The following is a 24,763-nucleotide window of genomic DNA, read 5'->3' as shown; positions in this document are numbered from 1 at the left end:
TCGAGTCTATGTTTAACTCATTTTATGAATGTAAGGAGCGTATTACTCATGAATCGCACACAAGTCGCCAGCCTCATCATCCCTGTCATTTCTATTGCCTGCCTTATCGGCGGGGGGTTCCTGCTTCAGACCAACGGACAAGATCAAGTCAATGCTTCTCGATCTGTTAAAGGCACAACACTAAATGCGGATAGCATTCATGTATCGTTTGAACAAGTAGGAGGCAAAATCCTGAACATCCCGGTAACAGAAGAAACTAAGGTGAAAAAAGGAACTGTCCTTATGACTTTGGATTCCAAAGATGTGGATCTGCAAATTGAGCAGCTGCGGACACAAATCGCCCAGTTCAATACGCAGATCAGCCAACAACAACAATCCATCCATTTAGGGTATACACGAGCAGCAACTCAGGAAAAACAGGCACAGCTAGATATCGCGCAAGCTCAAGTGACTGAGAGTAAAAGTCAGGCCGCATTGCAGCGGGCACAAGCGGCTGAACGTCAAGCCACTGCTGCGGAACAACAGGTCAATAACGGGGCTCGGGATGAAGATGTTCAGCAGCAACGAATTGCCGTAGCCTCAGCCACCAAAAATGTTCAGACGGCTCAGACCAACTATAAGCGTAATAAAGCACTCTATGATGCAGGAAGTGCATCCAAAGCAGCGTTGGATGATGCCGAATCCTCTTTGACTTTAGCGACAAATCAGTTGAGCCAGCAAAAAGAGTCTCTTCAAAAGCTACTTCATGGTGCCACTTCTGAAGAACGTATGCAGGCCAGTGAACAGACGACACAAGCAGCCGTTTCGGTAAAACAAGCCGAGGAAGAAATTCGCGGTGCCCAATTGTCCGTCGATCGTTCCAAGACCCAACTGGAAACCATTCAGCAGAGTCGTCAACAGTTGGCAGATCAGAAGCTGGCTATTGACCTCTTAAAGCAACAAAAAGACACACAGGAAGTTCAGCTTAAAACGTTGCTGCTCAAAAAAGAACGCCTGGTGTTAAAAGCACCACAGGATGGCAAGGTTACTTCGATTAGTACCAAAGTCGGCGAAAATGTGGCGCAAGGGGCTCCTGTGATTACCCTGGAAACCAATGATTTATATTACGATCTCTATGTGAATGAAGAACAAGCGGGGAAATTCAAGGCCAATCAAGAAATTAAAACTCATATCTCTGGTCTCAATAAGGACCTGAAAGGTACGGTACGCTATGTAACTGCCGCACCACAATTCGCTAATGTGAAGATGTCCCGTGAAAAAGGAGAAGCAGATACCGCTACATTCCAGGTACGTGTATATGTAACAAGAGAAGCAGCTTTGCTACCAGGCATGACAGTTGAGGTGAATACAAATGAAATCTCTTCGTGATGAATGGTCGTATCTGGTTCACTCCAAGTATCCGATCATAGCTATCATCTTCCCGTTGATTGCCGTACTGGGGTATTCACTGTTGCTCCCAAGCAGCCAAATTAACGACGCTAACGTGGTAGTGGTGGATCAAGATAACACAGCTTACAGCCGTGAGTTCATTCAGAAAATAGATGCTTCCCCGTATATGAACGTAGCTGAGATTGTTTCGTATACGGACAACCCTGAACAGTATTTTTATCATGAGCAATATTTGGCTGTTATTTCCCTGCCGCATGGTTTAGAGGATAATCACAATCGTTCCCTTTCCAGCCGCGTGGGTCTCATTCTCGATAATACCAATGTTCAATCTATTACTTCGATTCGTACAGCTATGCAGGAAATTAGCGTTTCCGAGAATATGGAACTGTCTGTTCCAGCTATGTTGAAAACCGGGATGAACGCAGAACAGGCCCAAGGGGCCCTCAATGGTATCGCCTTGGAAGTGCGTTCCCTGTTTAATCCAACGAATGACTATCAGAATACGACGATACTTGCATTCACTTGTATGTTCTCTTTTATGATACTCAATATAAATAGCTTACCTCTGGTCGCTAGACTCCGGGTTTCCAAGAGGCTGGCTGCTGAGCTGCAAAATCCGTTCAACATACTACTGCGTATGCTTCCTTATACGCTGTTTTCGACGGCTGGCTTAATCTTCTCTCTCGGGATGCTTAAAGTGTTTGGAGGAGGCCGTTTCGAGGCCAATCCGATTCTCTTTATAATTCCGGTTGTCCTGTATGTATTCGGTACCGTTTGTATCAATGTCCTGGTTGCATGGGGCGCTGCACATCCAGGAATAGCCATCGGCAGAATGGTGATGATACTCATGCCTGCTTTTGTTTTATCAGGGGCTGTTCTTTCCAGATCACTGTTTCCACCTTTAGCGATTCAAATCGGTGATTTCTTCCCCTTTGTATGGATGTACAAATTCCTTCGTACCATGGGTCTGCGTGGTGCACCTTTGCAAGAGATGCTTCCCGAACTCGGTTCTCTGTTACTATATGTGGGTGTACTCTCCATGCTGGTTATCGCCAGAGCACTGTGGGAAAAACAAAAGCTGGCCAAGCAAACTGCTGGCAATGCTTCTGAAAAGGGATCACCACATCCCGTTGTTCCAGCAAGCTCAACTGGCGGCGGGTTATCTATGCAAGGGGCACCATCAGCACCTATGCATGAGCCTATAAAAGGATAGAGTCTCGTCTATAAAATAAAAAAGGGTTAAGTGCCGTCTAACGAGCCTTAACCCTTTTTCAATAATCAGGATTTTGCAAAATTCTCAATAATATTAAATTGTCATTGTTATCAGAATAAAATTCACTTATATGCCCGACCTAATTGATAAGCGTGCTCCAGTAAACCTTCAATGTATTCTTTCGATTCGGACAAAGTATCATAGAAGAACTCCACCTTGGACTCTCTTACTCTTGCGTAACCAGCAATGGCTTTATTCAAATAATTAGTAACTAAATCGTGATATTCATACTTGATCAGATGTTCTTTCGTTCCTCCCGCCAAGCACAGCCACAAGGCCTGTTTTGTCTTGAACTCCTCAAGTAAACCTATGTTCCACACTTTATCCAGGTACCCTTTTAGCATGGAAGGAACACTGTACCACCATAGAGGAAACACAAAGACCAGAGCATCCGCAGCAGCAATTCTGTCCATCTCTCTCCGTGTTTCAGGAGCATATTGTTTATGAGGCGTATTCCAATCCAGCTCATCTGCCGCGCTATATACCGGATTGTATCCATCCCGATACAAGTCCAAAATATCTACCTCGTGCTTATTCTCTTTCAATCCCTCTACAAAACGATTCATGACCGCAAGGGTAAGTGAATCTTCTCTAGGATGCGTGACGACCAATAGAACTTTCATGTATCCGTAACCTTCTTTCTCCTCGTGATTGGTGTACCCTGTTTACAGATGCTATTATGGTTGATATATATAAAAGTGTGAAGTACGCACTTCATTGTACCGTAGGTACTTTAAGGTTCCTTAGTACTTTTAGAACTACAAATTGGAGGGGGAAAGTTTATGGAAGACAACGCCAAAACCTATATGCTCGGGATCGAAGCAACTTTGGAGGTCATCAGTGGAAAGTGGAAAGGCATCATCCTACACCATTTAATCAGCGGCAGAAAACGTACATACGAACTTCGTCAACTCATTCCCAAAATCACCCAAAAAGTGCTCACCCAACAGCTTAGAGAGCTTGAAAAGGATGGAATCATCCACCGTATCATTTATAACCAGGTTCCACCCAAAGTGGAGTACGAGCTTAGTGAATATGGATGGGATTTTAAAGATCTGCTTGATCGTTTTTGCTTATGGGGAGAAGATCATTTGGATAGGATCTATGGAGATAAAACAAAGGTGCTGGAAGAGTATACTGTGAGGGAAAAAAACGCCAAACAAGCACCACCTCTTTAAGGAGGCGTGCTTGTTTGAAATACTATAGCCCTATGAAATGACTAACCACAGGTATAAGCCCAGTAGGGTCATAAAAAGTGTAGGAATGGTTAAGACAATGCCTGTCTTAAAATAAGTCCCCCAAGAAATTTTTACGTTTTTCGAACGGAGCACATGCAGCCACAACAACGTGGCTAATGAACCAATCGGAGTTATTTTCGGCCCCAGATCCGATCCAATCACGTTAGCATAAATCAACGCCTCTTTGACCATACCGGTTGCATGGGTGGCATCAATGGCAAGCGCATTAATCATGACCGTAGGCATGTTATTCATGACCGACGAGATAATCGCTGCAATAAAACCCATGCCCATGGTGGCCACAAACATACCTTGATCGGCAGCCGCTTGAATCACATGGGCCAGCAGATCCGTCAAACCGGCATTACGTAGACCATACACCACAACATACATTCCGATGGAGAAAAATACGATAGCCCATGGAGCGCCCTTGATGACTTCTTTCATCGGCACTGCAGGGCTTCTACGCGCCATCAATAAGAAAAAGATAGCAATAATACCGGCCACCACCGAAACGGGAATATTAAAAAATTCGCATGCAAAGTAGCCAATGAACAAAACCGCGAGAACGATCCAGGACATACGGAACATCTTTGGATCTTTAATCGCTTCCGCAGGCCTGATTAATTGTGTCGCATCAAACGTTTTCGGAATCCTTTTACGAAAAAAGAGATACAGTACTCCTATACTGGCTGCTAAAGAAAATAAATTAGGTATAATCATGCGACTCGCATATTCCATAAAGGTGATCCCAAAGAAATCGGCTGACACAATATTAACCAAGTTGCTGACCACAAGCGGAAGCGACGTCGTGTCTGAAATAAAACCGCTCGCTATGATAAAAGGAAAAACCATTTTCTCATCCAATTTAAGTGCCCGAACCATCGCCAGTACAATCGGTGTCAGTATTAAGGCCGCACCGTCATTCGCAAAAAAAGCAGCAACAACGGCGCCAAGAATGGTCACATAAACAAACATCCGGGTTCCGCTTCCTCGCGCAGCTCGTGCCATGTGAAGCGCCGCCCATTCGAAGAAGCCGATTTTATCAAGCACCAACGAAATCAGAATAATGGCTACAAAAGCCAGTGTCGCATTCCAGACAATATGAGTAACTTCCCAAACATCATGCAAATCGACGACACCCACCAGCAAGGCGAGTATGGCACCGCCGCAGGCAGACCATCCGATGGACAAATTTTTAGGCTGCCAGATCACCAACACTAAAGTGGCTAAGAATATAATGCATGCCAACAAAATCAATGTTTTAAACCTCCATTACATCACCTTATAAACATATACTTATATTAAAAACATCTTTATCCCTGCAAGGAGTTAAACGGAGCAGCCTTTAGGATGAGCAGCAAGCCGATGAATCCGGTCCACAAGATGCGATCGGCTCCTCTTTATTCAGCCATTTTAAAATCTGCTTAGAGTCTGGCATACTCTCAAGAACAGCTTGAATATGCGGCTTGTCGTCTACATTTAAGGAATAGTATACCCACTGACTTCGTCGTTCTTCTTTTACAATCCCTTGCGACTTTAATTTTCTCAAATGTTGGCTAATTGCTGGCTGCGACATATCAAAGATATCTACAAATTCGCAAACACACCATTCTCTCTCTCTTAGCAGGGAAAGCATGGCCAGCCGAGTTTTATCCCCCAATAGCTTTAAATGATCGGCTACATAACCAAGTTGATCCAAGGTGTGCCCCCCTTCCACTTATATAACTATATGCTTATATACTAATGTAGTACGGTTTTAATATCAAGCACGAATAATACTTATTCGTTCACCAATTGCATAATCCAGTCTTTTATATCCACGATTCGCAGTGTTTTGGGGCGTGTATTCGTTCCAGAAATAATTAATGGGACAAGGGAATCTTTTTCATGCAGCGATCCATGAGCTCCCCCTCCGATGTGAGTAGGGGAACTTTCGCCGACGAGTTCATATCCAGGTTGGACCGTGACGACAACATATCTTCCTTCATGTGAATTCATTGCCCCGTGTAGCCTCGCCAAAACGTCTGGATATTTTCCATATTGGATCCGGTTGTTATTCACCGTAATATCCACAAGGTCCTCTTCGCCCGACAAGGTCCACGATTGCCCATATTCATCGATGAATTTTCCACCGGGATGATAAGAAAACAGCTTATCCTTTTTTCCCTTTGTAACATGAATATTGTTTTTACCATCTTTCATAGCGATAATGTCGAGCTTGTCCTCATGCTGTAAAAGCTTCGCCACGTTGGACAGCTCTACGTTATCGTTTATCGCATAGATATAGGCCATCCGTTCATTAGCGGCAATCACGATTTGGTCATCACTTCTTACAGGTTGATTTAATTTTGCAATACGGTAATGATTCAAAAGCGACTTTAAATCAACAGTGGCAACCTGTCGATCATCATAAACAGCGCTTTGCGCACTGTCACCCATGACAACCCATATCGCATCGTTTACAGCCTGTTCCCACGAACCATATGCATTCAACACAGTTTGCAGTGCTTGATCTGCTTTTTCGATTCCCTCCAGTTGAGTCGGGCCCTTTCTATGCGCTAAATTATCATTCTCTGGAAAGTATGTGATGGTTACGTCTGGAAGTTTCTTCTGGCTTATTAGAAAAGCGGTATCTTTTGCGGAAAATTCGTCGTTCATCCCAAATTTTTTCCACAAAGGAGTATTCCAGCTATTTTTCGGATTCAATTGTGCCAAAGCTGCATAAGATAACCATTTAGGCCCTGTTACTATCATTTTTTCTGGCACCCTGCTGCTATTCGCTATGAAGTCAGGCACTTTTAAGGCATGTTTCGTTTTCCCTCTGAAGACAATAGCATTGATGGACGCGGATTCTTTTCCTTTGTCAGCCAATTCCTCATGTATGGTTTTCGTTTTTTTATTCAAATGAACTTGGTTTAATTGGTAAATTGCGTCTAAGAATACTTGCAGTTGGTCTATCTTCAAGGCTTCTTTGGCACCATTGCCGTAGAGAATCATGCGTTTCTTTTGGTCGCTGTACCAAACGAGTCCGGGCACATGATGTTGGTCGGCATACGTTCCCGTTAATAATGTACTGTCGATTGTCACAGACATCGTGGGAAATGAACTCACTACTTGCGGGAAATATTGCCCTTGATGAAGGAGATATTGCATCGCGGGTGCACGGCCTTCTTGAATCGCATCTTGCAAAGGCTTATCCATTAATGAATCAATCAAGATCACAATGACAGGTTTTTTGCCCATTTGATTTACTATGATAGGTGACTTCACACTTTGTTGTTTTAGCTGTTGACTGGAGTCCGATCTACAGCCCAAGATCATCAACAATAAACTTAGCACTAGTGCTATGGTAACTTTATTTTTCATGCCCATGTATGTGTCCCTTTCTTAGAAAAACTTGATCCTCTTATTTTTTTCTTGTACTAAAAATATTATTCCTGTATTGGATCATCGGGACAAAGGTATTTCATACAAGCAATTAAAGTTACGCCTCCATGAATTTTTTGGATCTAATAGGCCAAATTTAAGATCAAACCATTCAGGGAGGGAGCATAACCATGGCTAATACAAACATAAACGAATACTCTATGCATTACATGGATTCTGGTGAAGGAATGGCCATCCTATTCATTCACCCTCCAGTACTCACAAGCTTAAATTTTACACACCAATTCCAAGAGTTATCATCCGATTTTCGAACTATAGCTTTTGATATCAGAGGACACGGTAAAAGTCAGCCTTCCGAACAAACGGTTACTTATCCTCTCATCGCCCTGGATATTAAACATTTGATGGACCGGATGAGCTTAGATAAAGTATTTTTGTGTGGATATTCTACCGGAGGCTCGATAGTACTTGAGTTCCTCTTGACTTATCCAGATCGGGCATGGGGAGGCATTGTTATCAGTGGAATGTCGGAAGTAAACGAATGGCGACTAAGAAACAAAATTTCTTTGGGCCTTGCTCTTTCCAAAATCGGCGCAGTCGGTACGCTTGCCCTTTCTATTGCTTGGTCACAAACGAAACAGCTATCTTTGTTCCGTAAGTTATTCAACGATGCGAAGCAGGGAAATCCCAGGAATGTCGAACAATATTACCGTTACAGCTTGAAGTACAACTGCACCTCTCTGCTCAAGGAAATCCAGCTTCCTGTCCTGCTCGTTTATGGTGAAGAAGATAAGCACTTTCATCCCTATGCCAAAATATTGCATCAACAATTACCAAATAGTGAGCTGGTTTTCCTTAAGAAAGCTGATCATCGCCTTCCTACGAAGGCCGCCAGATTATTGAATGAACTGATCAAGCAGTTCGTAGATCGCTTCAGTCTTTAAGGTAAATCCTACAGGAAAATTCCACATACATATCTACATCCCACTCCTGTTACGTAAGCGTCAAGTAGCCCCCACCTGTTCAACTAAATGAGGGCTAAGTTATGCTGAATTATGATTTAACAAGTTAGCGGAAGTGATGCTGACCGAGGTGTTTCGGTCAATCTCGCCTTTGAACCCTTCCATAAACGAAGCAAGAAGCTGAGTTCTGAAAATCATTTTATCGGAGATTGGAGATTGAGCTGTCTTCACAATTGTGAAACAAACAACCCCGGCCGAAAGGCAGGAATCAGCACATTACATGCCGTTTTCTGCGCCATCGTCGCGCAACCTTACAAGAGTGTTAGGCAATTGTCATCTAGATCAATGGTATCAACCTAGCTGCTCCTCTATACTAATCCATTGATAGGATTATTTTTAAGGAGGAGTTGGCGTGAGGTTTTTTGAAATGCTGCTATTCTTTTCAAGTGCTTGTTTGTTGGCACTCCTGTTCATTATCAATCAACGTATTCGAAAACCAGCTTTGCTCCTGACAAGCGGAGCAGGCTCCATTTTTTTAGTGATACATTTGCTTGTCGAAGGATACAGGGTTCAGCTTTTATTTTTATACGGATTTACGATCCTGATGCTTATGCTCTCACTTATAGACGTTTTCATAACGCTGAAAGTCGTTCGGACTGCCTCGCGAATCCGTAGGGTGCTGGGCCGCCTTTTTATCGTGATTGGGCTAATCGCAACGGGGTGCTTCCTCTATGTGTTTCCCGTATTCGACTTTCCGGCGCCAACCGGCGAGTTGAAGGTAGGTACGCAAGTCTTTCATTTCATCGATCCAAGCCGGGAGGAGACATTTGGCAAAACCACGACAGGCAAAAGGGAATTGATGGTTCAGGTATGGTATCCAGCTCAAGCTGGCATCGGCAAGTATGCTCCCTTTATTCCCGAAACCCAGATTTTACGTTATATGGCCGCGGACTATGGCCTTCCCGGGTTTACTTTTCAACACCTGAAGTACGTACCCAGTCATGCTTATTCGGGGGCCGAAGTCTCTTGGGCACAGACTTCATACCCGCTGATCCTTGCGAATCCCGGCAACGGCTCTTCCAGGTACCTCCACACGTCGCAAGCCGAAAATCTCGCGAGTCATGGATATATCGTGGCAGTGATCGACCACACCTACAATACATTTGCAACCGAGTTTCCGGACGGGCGAATCACGACCAGCACAACCAACGACTTATTCTCGCCCGACCATGATTACCAGACGAGTAGAGGAAATCGCGACAAATTGGGACAAGTTTTAACCGGCGATGTGGCGTTTGCGCTGGACCAATTCGAGCTCATCCAATCGGGACAGATTCCAAGTCATCTAAAAGGGAGAATTGATCTTGGTCATGTCGGGGTGTTCGGTCATTCCATCGGCGGAGCGACGGCCTATGACGCTTCTTACGATCCGCGAATCGCGGTTGGAATAGACCTTGATGGAGGGCTTTATCGACTGCGTGACAGAGAGGGTCTGCGAAAGCCGTTTTTGTTCATCAACTCGGAAAGCTATTTCGAAAAATTAAAAATGGTGATGGATAACCGGGTCTACACGGATGCAGAGCTTAACCATATGGGCTCAACAAGAGAGTGGGAGGATCAAGTAACGGAAGATAAAAAGTTGGAGCTTGAACGGATGCGCGAAACGGTCGACGAAGGAGGACAAGTCCTCTATATCGAAAATACGGAGCATTTGAATTTTGCCGACGTACAGTTCATTTCTCCGATTTTCAAAATGCTGGGCATTACAGGAAAGATTGCGCCCGAAAGAGCGAACTCCGTTATCAATGCCTATATGCTGGATTTCTTCGATAGGTATCTGAAAAATCAAGGCGGAATCTTAATGAAAGGACCGGATAGCCGCTTTCCGGAGGTGAAGTTCGTAACCTCGCTATTATAAATTACGGAACAGGCTACCGATTTTGATATGCTCCCCTTCAAGTAGACAGGTTTAATAAATAAACCGCTACTTGAAGGGGAGTTTTCCTTTGTCTAAGAAGAACGAATACAATGCGATTGAGAAACTAGCCATCATACAGGAGTTAAAAGCAGGACAGAGCAGCCGTGTGGAAGTAGCAAAAAACATAACATCAGCGTTACCACCTTAGTAAAATGGCTACTACTTCTTCCTTGCCTGTAGGCCATTGAAATCTGCCACGTTCTAGGCTGCGATAGTAAAGCCAGAACCCATTGTGATCCCAATATAGAATTTTGAGCTTGTTGCATGCCCGGTTACAGAATACGAATAAGCCGGAGGAGAACGGATTCAGACCAAAGCTTTCCTGAACGATGGCAGCAAGTCCGTCGATCGACTTGCGCAGATCGGTGGAACCACAAGCAAGAAACACACGCTGATGCTTGGAAAGGTCAGCATGGTGAAGTAAGCGCGTGAATCACTTCGCGCAAAAGCATTGGGTCAAAGCGGGAATGAAGCTCGATACTGGCTTCACCGATATGAAGGATTAGAGAAGGAGAAACGCTGCCAGGTGGATCTACAGTGGCAAGAGGTACAAACTGTACGGGAGAAGTCTTTGGATCTGGAGTAGCTGAGGATGATACCGCTTTATTTTGTACAGCAATATTTCAATTGTTCGACAGAACAATGATTTGCGGAGCACCAAGCTTTCATCGTGAGGCCACTTGCCCGATAGGCTGCGATACGTGTGTGCCAATCTTGTCTGCGTTGTTCTTTGGCATTCATGAGTTACCCTCCGTATTCAGGTTAATCTCATGATCTCATAGCTAGGTTAGTAGTTGAAGGTATGGAGAGTTTGACTCTTAGCCTGTTACTGTATCTTTGCCTGTATATTGACCTGGTCCTCAAAGTGAAAAATAATATATAATATTTCACACCATGTAAATATACATTTTATACTAAAATCATATATAGTTTAGGAAGGATAGAAATGTTTCTGCTACTAAATCCGAAGGGGTGTAAAAAAGAAATGCTAAAGCGTATTCAAAATCTTTTCGTTATCCCTAACTACCCATTGTTCATGATCTGCATGTTATTGCAAGGCATGGCTATATCCATCAGCGCACCTTTTTTAGCTGTATATTTTACAAGTACACTTGGCGTATCTGTGGGAACCTTTGGTGTGTTTACAGCGGTGACTTTGATTTGTGGCATATGGATAAGCTCTCTGATTGCCAAACGTTCTGATACCGGATTAGATCGTAAACAAATTTTGGTGATTTGTACGTTATTTAATGCCGTAGCATTTGCAGGATATCTTGTAATCCAAAATTTTTATGTACTTTTTGTTTATATGACGATCTTTACGGCCATTGGTGCTCCTGGGATGCCGCAGTTATTTGCCAGTGCACGTGAAGCAGTAGATCGCAGTAAATCTGCGGATCACGCCTTTGCTAATTCAACGCTTCGGTCTATGTTTTCTCTTGGCTTTATTACCGGGCCGCTTTTTGGTTCCTTTTTGATTGCACATACGGGCTTTAAGGGTATCTTTATGGGAACGACCTCTATTTTTGTTCTTATTGCTGTTCTTTTATTCTTTTTTATCCAGCAGCCTCCCGCTCAGCTTAAACATAAGAATCAACTTTCACTTCATAACATTACATTACATAAAAATATTGAGATTCTGATCCCCTTTTTAGTTCTTACTCTGCTCTATACGTCTCACTGGATGAACAGTTTAAATATTTCTTTGTTCATCATTCACAATTTAAAAGGTGACACGAGTGACGTTGCTCTAGTATCCAGTATTTGCGCCATTTTAGAAATCCCATTGATGCTCATGCTAGGCGTACTAGCAGCTAAATACTCCAACCGTTTGCTTGTATTTTTAGGGGCATTAACAGGAGTTGTCTATTATATCCTTGTTATTATGTCTACGGAGATGTGGCAGCTATTCGTGGGGCAACTTCTTCTAGCCTTCTTTGTTGCAGTGATTTCTGCCATTGGCATTAGTTACATGCAGGATTTGTTGCCCTCTCTTCCAGGGTACGCATCGACGCTATATTCCAATGCGACAACCATCGGAAGACTGGTAGGGAGCTTGATGGGCGGATTAACCGCTCAATGGATTGGTTACCGAAACACCTATTGGGTATGTTTGGCCCTAATCATCTGCTCCCTTGGTCTCCTGGCAATTTCGAAGAAATTAGAGTTTGAAAAATCTGCTGCTTTAAAAGAAAGGAATCACAGTATATAGACTGCGCTTATTTTTCTATGGTGGAGAAATGACTCATAATTGTATCTGCAGCATGTCTATACCCACCAGCCTGGCGTAATGATTCGCCGATCACATGAGCCTGTTCTTTATAGGTTGGATGACTCAATACCTCTAATAAGGCAGCTCTCAAACTAGCGGGTGTAAGCTCATTTTTATCCACAACAACACCCGCTCCCAGTTCCTGCACCCGACTGGCTACGATCGGCTGATCCGATGTTAAAGGAATCATGACCTGCGGTACATTGTAATATAGGGCTTCACTTGTACTGTTCATCCCCGCATGTGTAACAAAAGCGTCCACATGCTGAAGCATTTCCAATTGCGGAATATAAGGCTTGATTATAAAATTGTCAGGGATACACGGGGCCAATGGCTCCATGTCTGTATAATTGCCTGAAGACAGCACAAACTGCACCGGCAAATCGCGAAATGCTGCAAAACAAAGCTTATAAAATTCCAAGTCTTTATTCAATATAGTACCCATTGAAATGTAAACCGCCTGTGGATGCAGAACACGAAGTTGTTCGAACGGGAAAGATGGAGCATCTTTACGCGGTACAATAGAAGGACCTGTAAAAATAAAACTGTGATCCAGTTTTTCGGCTTGCGGTTGAAAATAGCGGCTTGTATAAACTATTCTTAAGCGCCCGCCATGAGGAGCAATCTCTTCTATAGCCGGAGCGTCAACCTGAAGCTCATTAGCTAGTTGATGCGTTATTTGCATCGTAGCCGTGTACAACTTTTTTACCTCCGGATCATTGTCATTCATGCCTTGTCCCGATCCCAACGGCTCTACGAAAGCAAAAGAAGCGATAGAGCACACAGCAGGGATTCCTAGCTTCTGTGCAATAATCGTGCCTCCCCAGCCCATCAAAGAATCATAGATTAAATAATCATAGGTTCTGTTTTCAATAACTCTCAAAACCTCTGGAATAATCGGAAGAATCATACCTTTTACCATCATGTACACAAATTGATAATGATGTTTGTATTCTGCTGGCTTTAAATCAGAGTCTTTAGAAAAAGCATCATCAACAAAAGGGTAGGTGATCATCTGTGCTCCTGTCTGTTGAATTCTCGTACGATATTCTTCCGTACACACATAGTCAACATCCTCCCCACTGTCTACCAACCTTTTCACTAATCCTAGTGTCGGATTAACATGGCCTTCAGCAGGCGTGATCACTACTAACACACGTGCCATACCTTACACCTCCAAATCAATAATAAATTACAATTTGAAATAAATGCACTTTTAACATAGCAAACATTTACCATATAAACAAGTATTTTCAACACCGAAAATTAAGTATGTATCCTCTACTCAAACTATAGAAATAAGCGAGGCTGAACGCTAGAAGCGCTTGCCCCGCTTAACCATTGAACATCAAATTTAAAGACGCCAATCCCAATGGTCTGTCCCGCTCAGAACAGCTTCAACGGTGTACTGGCTTGCTTCATCGGCGGTAAGCTGTTTGGCCCAAGGTACACGCCCGCTACTTTCTGCACCTGGCCCAAAGTTGTCAAACTCTCCAAATCTTGCGGTCTGCTCATTGGATTCCTTGCCCCAATTGTTCCAGCCGCCCGGCTTGATATGGTCATCCATATAGGTCTTCAAAAAAGTAACATGAGCGTAAGGGCGCCATGGCCGTCCGAGATCCACCTTGCCTGTCAAGCCATTTTCTGTTGTCAGCCGACATTGAATAAATACAAAGCCCGGCTTGTTCTCTTCTGTTGAAGCTGCTGTCACATATCCAGCACGCAGGCTGTGTATGATCGAATTATCAAACACGGCAGGTGCATTGCCAAATATAAAATCTACACTGCCACTGATGTAGCTGTCCTTGAAATACTGTCTGCCACGGTTCACAAGCAACGTATCCTGTAGGCCGGTAATTTTGACATTGTGATACTTACCACGATCGCCTTCGGCATATAACGCTACAGCCTGCACCTGCCCAGTTCCTTCTGTATTGGCAACCGTGACATTCTCCAACACAAAATCGGGACTTTGCACACGCATTGTATAGCTGTTGCTTGTTCCTAATTCTTTTCCGTCCACCACGGTTTTGGCCGTATCATCAAAAGAAATGATCGTTTTGTCGCGATCTTCTCCGATAATGCTCAGATTTTTTTTGGAGGAATTCACCTTTATTTTTTCACGATACGTACCGTTTTTGAGATGGATAACTGTCCTTGTGTTGCTGTCGTCAGGGACTGCGTCAATAGCTGCCTGAAGAGATCTAAAGTCAGCAGGGCCATAGGTCGCTACCACCACACTAGTGGGATGAGTTCCTCCTGAGTCTGTCAGGTTGCGGATGGTGACATTGCTGAATTCCGACGTATTGTAATTCCATACATCGTTTTGTTGTTTGGATGCATCGGTAGCCAACCCGATCAATAGCGGCTGATTATCCGGCACATCTATAACAGTTTCACCAACCTTCTCCCAGTTCGTCACACCATCTGCGGATACCCAGCCGGTAACCTTTTGTCCTTGTCGTACAAGACGAACCGAATATGGCGTTGTAATAAAAGCCTCCATTGACGCGCGTTTCGTCTTACCATCGGTTTGATCACGACTGATAAGAATACCCTGTTTGCCATATTTAACAAATGCTAAAGACATAAAAACCATTTTTGATCCAGACTTCAGCGATTCACGAATCATTACACCCGCTTCGGCATTATCATCCACCGGGGTAATTTGTTCCACACGGGCTGTGATCTCAGTGTCACCTTCCCATTTTTGATAAGCATAATGGAAAAGATCTGCCTTACCGTCAACGTCTCCCGCTGACTTCAGTCGTATGCTGCTGCCGCTTGCATCTTCTTTTAAGACCTGAGTATGCCCTTTTATATAACCATCGTTGCCCTCAGAGCCAATCTCTTCGCTGAGCCAACTTCCCGATGGCGCAGTCGTATTGACGTGAATGGTAACAGGATTGGAAAATACAGCAGTCCCCTTGCGGTCAGTCACCCGTACAATAATATTATGGGTACCGTCTGTTACATGATTCCAATCGAGATGATAAGGTGCGGTCTCTACTTTACCAACAAGTTTGCCATCAATGATAAATTCAACGTGAGCAATACCATCTTTGTCCTTGGCTGTTGCTGTTATGGTCGCATCCCGGCCTGCTTCCAAAATATCGTTATGCTTTAGTGAACGTCCGTTTGCATCCGACACCTGAACGACGGCCTCTGGATTATCCACCTCATTTCCATTCGACAGCTTCTCAATAAGATCATTTAAATAGACCTCAAGATTCGTATAACCCTTGGCAAAATGAGCATACGCCCCTGTACCGGCAAGCCCCTGACCGTTACGGTCATCTGCATTATTGGGGTCCAGCCCATTGGCACGTTCCCATTCATCCGGCATTCCATCATGGTCACTGTCAGAAAGCTCCGTCGTCGTTACCTTATAATCGTCATAAATCCACCCTGCTTCACGCGGAGAGTTAATAAACGTACCCGTTCCATTCTTCACATCATTCATAATTCGGGCGTCCACCGCATCTCTTCTTGGCAGCGTGGCTCCTGAGCCGGCAAGCACCTCAGTATATGCGGTTTGTGCATCTGTCGCTTGATATGGACCATACGCATCTGGTGAGATTCCGTTGTCGTATTCCCCTCTAACTTCAATCGGCTCCGCCAAACGGGTGGAAGGATCAATAATTGACCCAATGGATGTTCCAAGCTGCCAGTTGTCTTTTGTAACCGAGTCATTGCCGTACATGTAGTTACCACCAATAAAGATGCGTGTTTTATATTTTTTACTACCCACGTCCACAAAGATTTGACCGCGAACGTCCTGATATGTGTTGGGGCCATACTTATAATAGTTATTTAGCACATTATACGATCCTTCACCGCCGCCGTATGAAGAGAAAAATCCCCAGTTATAAATGACATTATTGGTCATTTCCACAGCGTCGATTTGTTTTTTATCGGTTGGAAAACGCGGATTACGGCTTGCATTGTGAGCCAACAAGTTATGATGATAGGTGGAATTCCGTCCGCCCCATATGCCGCCATAGCCGTGGCGACCTTTCTGGTGCGTAGTCATTAGCATACTCTCGGACGCAATGGACCATTGTACCGTTGTATTGACGTTGTCATACAGGCTCAGTATCTCATCCACCGACCAGCTAAAGGAACAGTGATCAATCATTATGTTTTTATGGTATCTGGCTCCTAACGCGTCATCCTCACTGGGGTAACGGTCGGTCAATCGGAAACGCAGGTAACGGAGAATGACGTTATCTGCATCAATCCCTGTTGTGTAATCGCTTACAGTTATACCGTCGCCAGGAGCTGTCTGACCAGCAACCGTCAGGTTGTTTCCCAAGATTTTAAGTGGCTCCTTGAGGTGAATCGTTCCACCCACCCGGAATACGACCGTCCGATTATCGGAGCTGACCGCTGCGCGAAGAGATCCGGGTATTATCTGTTCCCCTTTGCCGTAGTCTGCCAGCGTGGTAACCTCATACACTTCACCTCCGCGTCCACCGGTAACATATTTACCGCCACCCTCAGCCCCCGGAAACGCCGGAATATCCGTCGCTACTTTCGACACCTTTGCATTCTCTGTTCCTACCGCAGTCTCCGCTTGGATTAGTGGTGGGCACAAGGTCAACAACAATGAACCCACAACCACATTACATAGCACCTTTTTCCATGTACGCTGCTTGCTCATATTCTGTTTCCTCCCTAAGATTTTCTTCCACATCAGCGCATATTTTTATAAAAACACGATTCGAGACGTTCAGAAGCGCCTTCACCTCCTTTCATCAATCTTTTCTGCTTTTATCATTGGCAGGTTGTCATATATACTGTTGGTATATGAATGCGCTTACTTATCTTAATTTGTAAAGGAAGAAGCACATGAATGAAATGAAAGAAGATAAATATGTCATTGGCGAACAACAATTTTCCATTCATCACATCTATCGTACCGGTTTCACAGTCATGCCCCGGCCTCATGTCCATGAGAACTATGAGCTGTATCTCTTACTGCGAGGCGAACGCATCTATTTTATGAATGGCAAGGTATACACCGCTCGCAAGGGGGATCTGATATTCATCCTTCCTCATGACTTGCACTCTACCGCCAGTACGCAATTGCAGGAAACAGAGCGCATCTTGATTCATTTTTCTCCGACGTTTCTCCCACAGCAGGATCATGACATTCTTGACCTGCCGCCGTATCAGCAATCCGCGTTGCTTCGCTTACCTGCGAGAGAGCAAGTGGAAGTTGAACGTTTATTCCTACAGATGAATACCGAATGCAGGAATAAGCAGCCTCTGCATGACCGTTGCGTACAGCATCTACTGCTGGAAATGCTGATCCTGGTGCACCGATCGGAAGCGATCGAGCGTAGTGAACCTGTTTCCTCTCATCCCATGCATCAGAAAATCACGGAAATTTCTTCTTTTATTCAGGATCATTACAATGAACCGTTAACTCTCGAACAAGTGGCCGCCTGCTTTTTCATTAGTCCAGCGTACCTAAGCCGTATCTTTCTAAAGTTGACTGGTTTTCATTTCAGCGAATACATCCGCGTAGTGAGGGTCAGGGCGGCCCAAACCAGACTTCGAACCACCAAGGACAAAATCCAGCATATTGCAGAGGATGTCGGGTTCGGTCATGCTTCCCACTTTAATAAAATCTTCAAAAAAATAACTGGGCTCTCCCCTCTTCAGTACCGCAAGCAGGTTCGGTAGATATTCAGTGTAAAGAATTAGACGCCGATTTTATACCTCCGCTCTTGTCTTGTTTTTCCATTTTTATATCCACTTGCTCTTTCATGGAACTAAAGACAAGCCACTTTGGAATAAGTAAAATGCACAAAAAAAACCATACTTCGCTGCAATGCATGCAACGAAGTATGGCTATTACATAGTCATTCTACATCTTTAAAATTATAAATTACTCTTTCTATGACCTTTATCGCAATGCTTTAATATCCTGAATTAGCAATTCAACATTTTCTTTCTTCGTTGCCCAACTGGTACAGAATCGAACAGCACTATGTGCATCATCAACCTTTTCCCAAAAGGAGTAAGTATATTTTTCACTCAATGCCTTTAGTATACGATCTGGTAAAATCGGAAACTGCTGATTGGTTGTAGAACGGTATTGAAAAGAAAACCCTTGCTCAGATAATCCGTTTTGAAGCAGCATGGCCATATCTATAGCGTGTTTGGAAATTTCAACGTATAAACCGTCTTCAAACAAAGTTTCGAATTGAATGCCCAACATTCTTCCCTTAGCCAGCAGCCCTCCTTTTTGCTTGATCATATATCGAAAATCTTTTTTCAATGTACCATTTAGAATGACTACTGCTTCTCCCATCAAGGCTCCAATTTTGGTCCCACCAATATAAAATACATCGCATAGCTTCGCTATATCTGCTAAAGATACATCGCTATCTTCGGCCACCAAGCCATAACCTAATCGGGCTCCATCTATAAACAGTGGTAAACCACACTCTCGACAGACTCTACTTAATGCCTCCAGCTCTGATTTACTATAGATCGTTCCATTTTCAGTAGGTTGGGAAATATAAACCATACCGGGCTGTACACTATGCTCAGGAGCGGCATCATTCCAGTGAGCGTCATACAAATCTTGTACCTGCTCGGCCCGGATCTTCCCATCCCCGCTTGGCAAAGTAAGTATTTTATGTCCAGTAGCTTCAATCGCTCCGGTTTCATGAACAGCAACATGTCCAGAAACTGCCGCAACGACGCCTTGATGTGGACGCAGAATAGAAGAAATGACGGTGGTATTGGTCTGTGTACCTCCAACCAAAAAGTGTACATCCGCATTTGGGGAGTCACATGCTTCTTTAATATATGCTCTGGCTTTTTCACAATGATCGTCCACACCATAACCTGGAGTTTGTTCATCATTAGTCTCCAGTAGTCGCTTTAATATGCGCTCATGGGCACCTTCGGTATAGTCGCATTCAAATCGTATCATTCTGTATCCTCTCCAAATTATCCAATTTCTTCTGAATTAACAACATAGAAGCATGTAATTCCTTTATCTCTTCTTCTGAAAGTCCTTGAACTAATTTTAGAATTTGTTCATCAGACCTTTCATTCAGTTGGTTATAGAACTCCTTTCCTTTAGGAGTCAAACGAATCAGATTTGTTCTATTATCCAACGTTGAATTTTCCTTAACAAGAAAGCCCTCTTTGCAAAATTTAGCAATGATCCTACTCATATAGCTGCGATCAATTTTAAGAGATTCGACAAGAGTATTCGCAATACATGGCTCGATCAACCCGATCTCTATAATGACACGGGCCTCGGTAAAGGAATATCCGCTATCCAGCACATGTCTATCTAAAACCCCCAGTATATTCGTATAGAACCGATTAAAACGCCTCATATCCGCTATGATATTAGCATCTATATTGATCATAACTCCCCCAATTTAGTGGACTTTTGCAACAATTATAGTAATGATTTTTGTGGACTATGTCAATGAAATAATAATCACAAAAGAAAAATCGTACATTAAGACACTCGTCTAATGTACGATTTCATAATAATAAGGAAATAATGAAGTATATTCTTTTCTATATTTACTTACAAGGTCATTGAGCTATCGCTATTTATAGCCTTTTCCTTCTTATGCTTCCGTTTCAGCTTCAGATGAGCTACGACCATATAAAGAGTCGGAACTACAAACAACGTTAAAATGGTTGAAAAAATCAGTCCGAATATAATGGTCGCTGCCAATGGCTTGAATAGAATTTCTCCCATCGTAGCAATCGGTATCATTCCGACGATCGCAGTTAGCGAGGTGAGCAAGATCGGACGGAAACGGGCAGAGCATGCCATTAAGATGGCTTCTGTTAATTCTGCGCCTTCACGCCGCGCATCTTCAATAAACTCGATCAATACAATACCATTGCGCACGACGATACCGGCAAGTGAAATGATACCCATAATACTCATAAAACCAATTGGCATACCTGTAATAAAGCTACCAAGCACTCCTCCTGCTGCTGCCAGGTACACAGTCGTCATTATAATGATCGGTGTGGAAACCGAGTAAAACTGCATGGTGATCAAGAGCAGAATGAGAAAAACAACGATAACGGCTAATTTGCCTAAATCCTTAAACAAATCGGTCTGCGTAGATGTTTCCCCGTCCATTTCCCAAGTGTACCCCGAATCGAAATGTGTACTTGTAAGCTTGCTACGGATGTCCTGGGTGAGCTCCGTAGCCGTACGCCCTTTTGCATTGGCGGAGATCGTTACCGTCCGTTCCAAATCATAGCGGTGGATTTGCTGAATGGAAAAGTCCGGTTTCATCGTTGCTAACTGGGATAACGGGATCTGCTCTCCTCCCGCATTAGTGACACTTAGCTGTTGGAATAACACCTCAGGATCATGGTTAGGTTTATCCATGTACATATTGATATCCAGCAGTTCCTTACCCGTGTCAAAATCCGTGACCTTCACTCCGTCACCCATTAGCAACAAAGTGCGGGTTAAGTTGGAATAGTTGACCTGATATTTATCCAAGGCCTGCTGGTTGACTTGAAAATTCAAATTATAGCTTTGCATCCCCATATTATCGGTCACATCTACAGCTCCAGGAGTTCCCGCAACAATTTCTTTTATTTTTGTGGTCATCGTTTGCAACTTTCCAAGGTCTTCTCCTTTAATACGGACAGATACTGCACTACCGACTGGGATGCCTAATTGAGGAACACGTATACTTATTAATGCTGCTGGATATTTGGCTTGCAGCGTACTTGTCCAGCTGTCCACTGTTTTTTTGATATCAAAGACTCCCTCTTTACCAACAACAGTAAGTTGTCCGTGTACCGCTCCCACGGAGCCACTACCAGCTACTATATCGCTGTACATTTGAGGTGCTCCACCACCTGCCGTTGCTGCCAAATGTTCGGTTTCTGGCTGCTTTTTAACCCAGTTCTCAATCTCGGTTATAACCTGATTGGTTGCCTGCAACGACGTTCCTTCTGGCATCGTTACGTTGATTGTGGCATCCGGTTGGTCCGATTCAGGAAATAATTGAATGGGCACAATAGCAAGCAGTCCATAAGCTGCCGTACCAATCATAAGACCAATAAGCGCAGTGAAAAGTGGTCGACGCAGTATTCTCGGCATCCAGTTTTTAGCGTATACATTAGAGAGGGACTGAATTTGATTGCCAAGAAGCCCTGGAGGCTTGGTCGGTTTGCTACGTTCTTTACCTTTATGACGGTTATCGTACCATTGACGGAAAATAGGAATGATCGTAAGCGACATAATCATGGAGGCCAGCATCGTTAACGAAATAACGGTAGGGATCGGTTTAATAAAGTCTCCCATATTGCCCGGTAGAAATAAAAGCGGGGCAAATGCTGCAACCGTAGCCAGCGTGGCTGTAATGATCGATAAGGATACTTCTTTCGTTCCTTTAATTGCCGCCTCCGTAGCATCTTCCCCAAATTCAGAGCGTCGGCGTTCAATGTTGTCGTTTACCACAACGGCATCATCAACCAGTATCCCCAGTACGATGATTAATCCGATGACTGAAATTTGATTCAGCGTCGTTCCTGTCATCGGCAAGACAATAAAACCGATGGCAATAGAAACAGGGATAGCCAAGGCCACAAATGCAGAGGTCAGCAAGTTCAAACCTAATGTACAAATCACAATAACCGATGCAATAGCAATCATCATCTCTTTGGAGAGATTACCAAATATTTCACTTACACGGTCATTTTGAGCGAAAAGTAGTTCAAAATGTACATCCTTAGGTAAACTACTCGCAAGTTCGTTGATTTTGGCTGTTGCCGCTTTGGATACCGTTGGTACGTCTGTGCCTTTATCTCCACTCAAACTGATTGAAATAGCAGGCTTGGTATTCACATACGTATAACTCCCCGTTTTTTTTAAAACAAGCGAGGCTGAACCTATATCCTTCAAGGATATAGGGAACCCTTCTTCGTTGCTTGAAATCTGAACATTATTTAAAACATTGGGATCAGTTGAAGCATCTACTGTCAACTGATACGTACGCTGATTGAAATCCAGACTTCCTGTAGGCACTCTATCGTTTTCATTTTTAATGGCTTGAACGACCTGTTCCCAGGAGATGTCATATTGCTGCATTTTTTGAGTGTTCAGGCTTATCCGTACTTCTTGTTCTGGAATTCCTTGAATATTAACTTTTGAAATTCCTGAGACCGTTTTTAATTGATCTTTCCATTTATTCATCAATTCATTTAACGCATATAAATTTTCAACTTTATCAGAAGTGATTGCGTATGACCCGATGAAGGAGCCTGCCATACTATCATTGATAATGGGCTGCATCGCATCGTCCGGAAGTTCAGACTGCGCATCCTGTACCTTTGTACGAAGATCGGCCCACACTTTTGTCGGATTTGCCTCATCCAAAGCTTCTATACTTATACTAGATTGGCCCTTAGATGAAGTGGAAGAAATAGTTTTGACACCCTCCACTTCTTTAATTTTCTGTTCCAATATCTTCGTAATGGTTTGTTCGATTCTTTCAGGTGAGGCCCCTGGATACACAGTTGTGACACTGGCTGACATAGGAATAACGTCGGGCATCTCCTGTTTAGGTAACGATGCAAAATTGTAAATCCCTAGCAAAATACACATGCCAAAGAAAATAAGTGTGATTTTCTGCTTTTTAACGATATATTTAATCATTCGGACGACTCCTCCGATTTCCCAAGTACATCATTCCCAATTAAATCACCATTAAATAAGGTTCCTGCTCCTTGCGTAACGATTTGATCGCCTGCCTGTAGCCCAGAGACCACTTCGAGTAGATTATTAGTCACTTTCCCCAGTTTAATCGCGGCTTTTACGGCCTTTCCATTCACAACTTTAAAGACATACGGGTCATTTTCCGTACTAATTACAGCCTCTACGGGTACTAAAAGCGCTTCGTTTTGATTCATGCTTTTAGAAGCACTAATGACTTGACCAGGCTTCCAATTCAGTTCAGGATTGGGAATGCTAACTTCCACATTGATGCTTCCCGTTTTGGAATTAGTCGATGGATAGATCTGGGTAACAGTCCCTGTTCTGATTTCATCATAGAGAGATATATTTACTTTTTGGTTTTTCTTCCACGATAAGATTTCACTGTCCGGTACGGGGAGAAGTACTTTTAAAGTCTTGATATTTCCGACAACAAATGCCTCACTCCCGCTGGAGCCCAATTGACCATCAGATATCTTTTTTTCAATCACAACACCAGTGATCGGGGAGGTTAAAGTAGCTTTTTTCAGTGACAAGGATGACTGTTCATAAGCAGCCAGTGCATCCTCATAGGTAGCCTGCGCCTGGGCTTTGCTGGCTATCCCTTGTTGCCTAGTAGCCCTAGCTGACTCCAGCCCTGCTCTGGCCTGATCTACCCCAGCCGAAGCTTGTGCACGTTGTTCTTGGGATGCCCCTGCAAGCAAAAGAGACAATTTCTCTTGCGCATCACTTAAACTTTCTTGTGCGTTCGTTAATTCCAACTGTGCATTCTCATTTTCCGTTAAGGATACTGCACCTGCCTGGAATAGACTTTGGGACCGTGCGGCATCCGCTTTCTTCTTGTTGTAATTATTAGTTGCTACAGTAACCGCATTTTGAGACTGTGCAATCTCCTGCTTTTTGGCGCCATTGTTCAATTCCTGCAATTTGGATTGGGCCGCATTGACCTGGGATTGTGAACTATGAATGCCCGCCTGTGCCGATTGAACAGAAGCCTCCGCTTGGCTAACACCAGCCTTTGCCTTTTCCATGGTTGCCTTTGCCCGATCCAGCTGTAACTGATAAGCAGATGTATCTAACTTCGCAAGGACACTCCCTTTTTCTACTGAATCTCCAACCTCGACCATGGTGTTCAATATACGTCCATCCGCTTCAAAGGAAACATTGGCCTCATTACTTGCCTGCAATGTCCCCGCCAAATTAAAATCATTGGCCAAAGGTTTCATTGCAAGTTTCTCCACTTTTACCGGGTGACTGGCTTGTGTTACAGAGTTCTCCGTTGCACTGGAGCAACCAGAAGCTACTATAGCTAATACAACCCCTGCAATCATTATTCTGATTCCTTTTCTCTTCAACTAATGTCATCCTCTCTGATTCTCTCTTCTAAAGGTGCTATCAGCAACCCGTGGGTCAAGTAAACTTTTTCATCCTTTTTTCATGTTATAACAATGAACAAACAAAAAAATCGTACAAAGGGGCAAGCACCTTATGTACGACTGGGCAAATAAATAACATATTTTCAGTTA

At 43.6% G+C, this 24,763-nt stretch carries 19 protein-coding genes; 7 read left to right on the top strand and 12 right to left on the bottom strand.

Going from position 1 to position 24,763, the window contains the following annotated elements; translation table 11 throughout:
• Positions 1-48: 48 nt before the first annotated feature.
• Both MKX59_RS04520 and MKX59_RS04515 read left to right on the top strand, forming a co-directional pair.
• Entirely contained in the window at positions 49-1,368 is a 1,320-nt protein-coding gene (locus MKX59_RS04520) for an HlyD family secretion protein (protein ID WP_023990400.1), read from the top strand.
• A complete protein-coding gene (locus MKX59_RS04515) occupies positions 1,352-2,602 on the top strand; it encodes an ABC transporter permease (RefSeq protein WP_023990401.1) in 1,251 nt (416 codons plus the stop codon). Before MKX59_RS04520 ends, MKX59_RS04515 begins: the two co-directional genes overlap by 17 nt.
• Before the next feature lie 122 nt (positions 2,603-2,724).
• On the opposite strand, the gene MKX59_RS04510 is transcribed toward MKX59_RS04515, so the two are convergent.
• The gene (locus tag MKX59_RS04510) at positions 2,725-3,285 is read right to left on the bottom strand and encodes an NAD(P)H oxidoreductase (protein WP_023990402.1); all 561 of its coding nucleotides are present in this window, start codon (positions 3,283-3,285) and stop codon (positions 2,725-2,727) included.
• Positions 3,286-3,444: 159 nt separating this feature from the next.
• Here MKX59_RS04510 and MKX59_RS04505 point away from each other — a divergent pair, with 159 nt between their 5' ends.
• Positions 3,445-3,840, top strand: a complete 396-nt coding sequence (locus MKX59_RS04505; protein ID WP_023990403.1) for a winged helix-turn-helix transcriptional regulator — start codon at positions 3,445-3,447, stop codon at positions 3,838-3,840.
• A 30-nt stretch (positions 3,841-3,870) separates the two neighbouring features.
• Here the strand turns inward: MKX59_RS04505 and MKX59_RS04500 are convergent, their stop codons facing one another.
• The 3 genes from MKX59_RS04500 to MKX59_RS04490 all read right to left on the bottom strand — a co-directional run bounded on the left by MKX59_RS04500 (position 3,871) and on the right by MKX59_RS04490 (position 7,275).
• The gene (locus tag MKX59_RS04500) at positions 3,871-5,160 is read right to left on the bottom strand and encodes an arsenical efflux pump membrane protein ArsB (RefSeq protein ID WP_023990404.1); all 1,290 of its coding nucleotides are present in this window, start codon (positions 5,158-5,160) and stop codon (positions 3,871-3,873) included.
• Positions 5,161-5,248: 88 nt separating this feature from the next.
• Entirely contained in the window at positions 5,249-5,602 is a 354-nt protein-coding gene (locus tag MKX59_RS04495) for an ArsR/SmtB family transcription factor (protein WP_023990405.1), read from the bottom strand.
• Between the two features lie 80 nt (positions 5,603-5,682).
• Entirely contained in the window at positions 5,683-7,275 is a 1,593-nt protein-coding gene (locus tag MKX59_RS04490; RefSeq protein ID WP_103744680.1) for an alkaline phosphatase family protein, read from the bottom strand.
• 185 nt (positions 7,276-7,460) lie between these two features.
• Between MKX59_RS04490 and MKX59_RS04485 the strand changes: the two genes are divergently transcribed.
• Entirely contained in the window at positions 7,461-8,234 is a 774-nt protein-coding gene (locus tag MKX59_RS04485; protein ID WP_023990407.1) for an alpha/beta fold hydrolase, read from the top strand.
• A 430-nt stretch (positions 8,235-8,664) separates the two neighbouring features.
• Positions 8,665-10,170: an alpha/beta hydrolase family protein gene (locus MKX59_RS04480; RefSeq protein ID WP_023990408.1), complete on the top strand. Its 1,506-nt coding sequence runs from the start codon at positions 8,665-8,667 to the stop codon at positions 10,168-10,170.
• A 196-nt stretch (positions 10,171-10,366) separates the two neighbouring features.
• Here the strand turns inward: MKX59_RS04480 and tnpB are convergent, their stop codons facing one another.
• Entirely contained in the window at positions 10,367-10,618 is a 252-nt protein-coding gene (gene tnpB, locus MKX59_RS04475; protein ID WP_071558214.1) for an IS66 family insertion sequence element accessory protein TnpB, read from the bottom strand.
• Positions 10,619-10,833: 215 nt separating this feature from the next.
• A complete protein-coding gene (tnpA, locus tag MKX59_RS27570; protein ID WP_397344732.1) occupies positions 10,834-10,971 on the bottom strand; it encodes an IS66 family insertion sequence element accessory protein TnpA in 138 nt (45 codons plus the stop codon).
• A 244-nt stretch (positions 10,972-11,215) separates the two neighbouring features.
• On the opposite strand from tnpA, the gene MKX59_RS04470 reads away from it, so the two are divergent.
• The gene (locus MKX59_RS04470; RefSeq protein ID WP_023990409.1) at positions 11,216-12,442 is read left to right on the top strand and encodes a sugar efflux transporter; all 1,227 of its coding nucleotides are present in this window, start codon (positions 11,216-11,218) and stop codon (positions 12,440-12,442) included.
• A gap of 7 nt (positions 12,443-12,449) precedes the next feature.
• Here the strand turns inward: MKX59_RS04470 and MKX59_RS04465 are convergent, their stop codons facing one another.
• Positions 12,450-13,667 (bottom strand): macrolide family glycosyltransferase, encoded by a 1,218-nt coding sequence (locus MKX59_RS04465; RefSeq protein WP_023990410.1) that lies wholly within the window; start codon positions 13,665-13,667, stop codon positions 12,450-12,452.
• A gap of 189 nt (positions 13,668-13,856) precedes the next feature.
• The gene (locus tag MKX59_RS04460; protein WP_340857695.1) at positions 13,857-17,165 is read right to left on the bottom strand and encodes a pectinesterase family protein; all 3,309 of its coding nucleotides are present in this window, start codon (positions 17,163-17,165) and stop codon (positions 13,857-13,859) included.
• 188 nt (positions 17,166-17,353) lie between these two features.
• Between MKX59_RS04460 and MKX59_RS04455 the strand changes: the two genes are divergently transcribed.
• Entirely contained in the window at positions 17,354-18,193 is an 840-nt protein-coding gene (locus tag MKX59_RS04455; RefSeq protein ID WP_023990412.1) for a helix-turn-helix transcriptional regulator, read from the top strand.
• Positions 18,194-18,416: 223 nt separating this feature from the next.
• Here the strand turns inward: MKX59_RS04455 and MKX59_RS04450 are convergent, their stop codons facing one another.
• From MKX59_RS04450 to MKX59_RS04435, 4 genes are all read right to left on the bottom strand, one after another.
• Positions 18,417-19,454, bottom strand: a complete 1,038-nt coding sequence (locus tag MKX59_RS04450; protein ID WP_028541770.1) for a threonine aldolase family protein — start codon at positions 19,452-19,454, stop codon at positions 18,417-18,419.
• The gene (locus MKX59_RS04445) at positions 19,441-19,902 is read right to left on the bottom strand and encodes a MarR family winged helix-turn-helix transcriptional regulator (RefSeq protein ID WP_076161044.1); all 462 of its coding nucleotides are present in this window, start codon (positions 19,900-19,902) and stop codon (positions 19,441-19,443) included. The genes MKX59_RS04450 and MKX59_RS04445 overlap by 14 nt, the downstream gene beginning before the upstream one ends.
• Positions 19,903-20,069: 167 nt before the next feature.
• Positions 20,070-23,180 carry an efflux RND transporter permease subunit gene (locus MKX59_RS04440; RefSeq protein ID WP_340857692.1) on the bottom strand — a complete coding sequence of 1,037 codons (3,111 nt, stop codon included), beginning with the start codon at positions 23,178-23,180 and terminating at the stop codon, positions 20,070-20,072.
• Positions 23,177-24,568, bottom strand: a complete 1,392-nt coding sequence (locus tag MKX59_RS04435; RefSeq protein ID WP_075154795.1) for an efflux RND transporter periplasmic adaptor subunit — start codon at positions 24,566-24,568, stop codon at positions 23,177-23,179. The genes MKX59_RS04440 and MKX59_RS04435 overlap by 4 nt, the downstream gene beginning before the upstream one ends.
• Between the last annotated feature and the right edge of the window lie 195 nt (positions 24,569-24,763).

This window comes from Paenibacillus sp. FSL R7-0340 (assembly GCF_038002205.1).
Classification (GTDB): Bacteria; Bacillota; Bacilli; order Paenibacillales; family Paenibacillaceae; genus Paenibacillus; species Paenibacillus polymyxa_B.
The sequence above is the reverse complement of the archived record's forward strand: the minus strand, read 5'-3'. Positions and strand labels throughout refer to the sequence as shown.

Coding starts and splice junctions, on each gene's coding strand:
- MKX59_RS04505 (WP_023990403.1), top strand. CDS start 3,445: ATGGAAGACAACGCCAAAACCTATATGCTCGGGATCGAAGCAACTTTG.
- MKX59_RS04440 (WP_340857692.1), bottom strand. CDS start 23,180: ATGATTAAATATATCGTTAAAAAGCAGAAAATCACACTTATTTTCTTT.
- MKX59_RS04455 (WP_023990412.1), top strand. CDS start 17,354: ATGAATGAAATGAAAGAAGATAAATATGTCATTGGCGAACAACAATTT.
- MKX59_RS04515 (WP_023990401.1), top strand. CDS start 1,352: ATGAAATCTCTTCGTGATGAATGGTCGTATCTGGTTCACTCCAAGTAT.
- MKX59_RS04490 (WP_103744680.1), bottom strand. CDS start 7,275: ATGGGCATGAAAAATAAAGTTACCATAGCACTAGTGCTAAGTTTATTG.
- MKX59_RS04470 (WP_023990409.1), top strand. CDS start 11,216: ATGCTAAAGCGTATTCAAAATCTTTTCGTTATCCCTAACTACCCATTG.
- MKX59_RS04520 (WP_023990400.1), top strand. CDS start 49: ATGAATCGCACACAAGTCGCCAGCCTCATCATCCCTGTCATTTCTATT.
- MKX59_RS04485 (WP_023990407.1), top strand. CDS start 7,461: ATGGCTAATACAAACATAAACGAATACTCTATGCATTACATGGATTCT.
- MKX59_RS04450 (WP_028541770.1), bottom strand. CDS start 19,454: ATGATACGATTTGAATGCGACTATACCGAAGGTGCCCATGAGCGCATA.
- MKX59_RS04445 (WP_076161044.1), bottom strand. CDS start 19,902: ATGATCAATATAGATGCTAATATCATAGCGGATATGAGGCGTTTTAAT.
- MKX59_RS04465 (WP_023990410.1), bottom strand. CDS start 13,667: ATGGCACGTGTGTTAGTAGTGATCACGCCTGCTGAAGGCCATGTTAAT.
- tnpA (WP_397344732.1), bottom strand. CDS start 10,971: ATGAATGCCAAAGAACAACGCAGACAAGATTGGCACACACGTATCGCA.
- MKX59_RS04435 (WP_075154795.1), bottom strand. CDS start 24,568: ATGATTGCAGGGGTTGTATTAGCTATAGTAGCTTCTGGTTGCTCCAGT.
- MKX59_RS04510 (WP_023990402.1), bottom strand. CDS start 3,285: ATGAAAGTTCTATTGGTCGTCACGCATCCTAGAGAAGATTCACTTACC.
- MKX59_RS04460 (WP_340857695.1), bottom strand. CDS start 17,165: ATGAGCAAGCAGCGTACATGGAAAAAGGTGCTATGTAATGTGGTTGTG.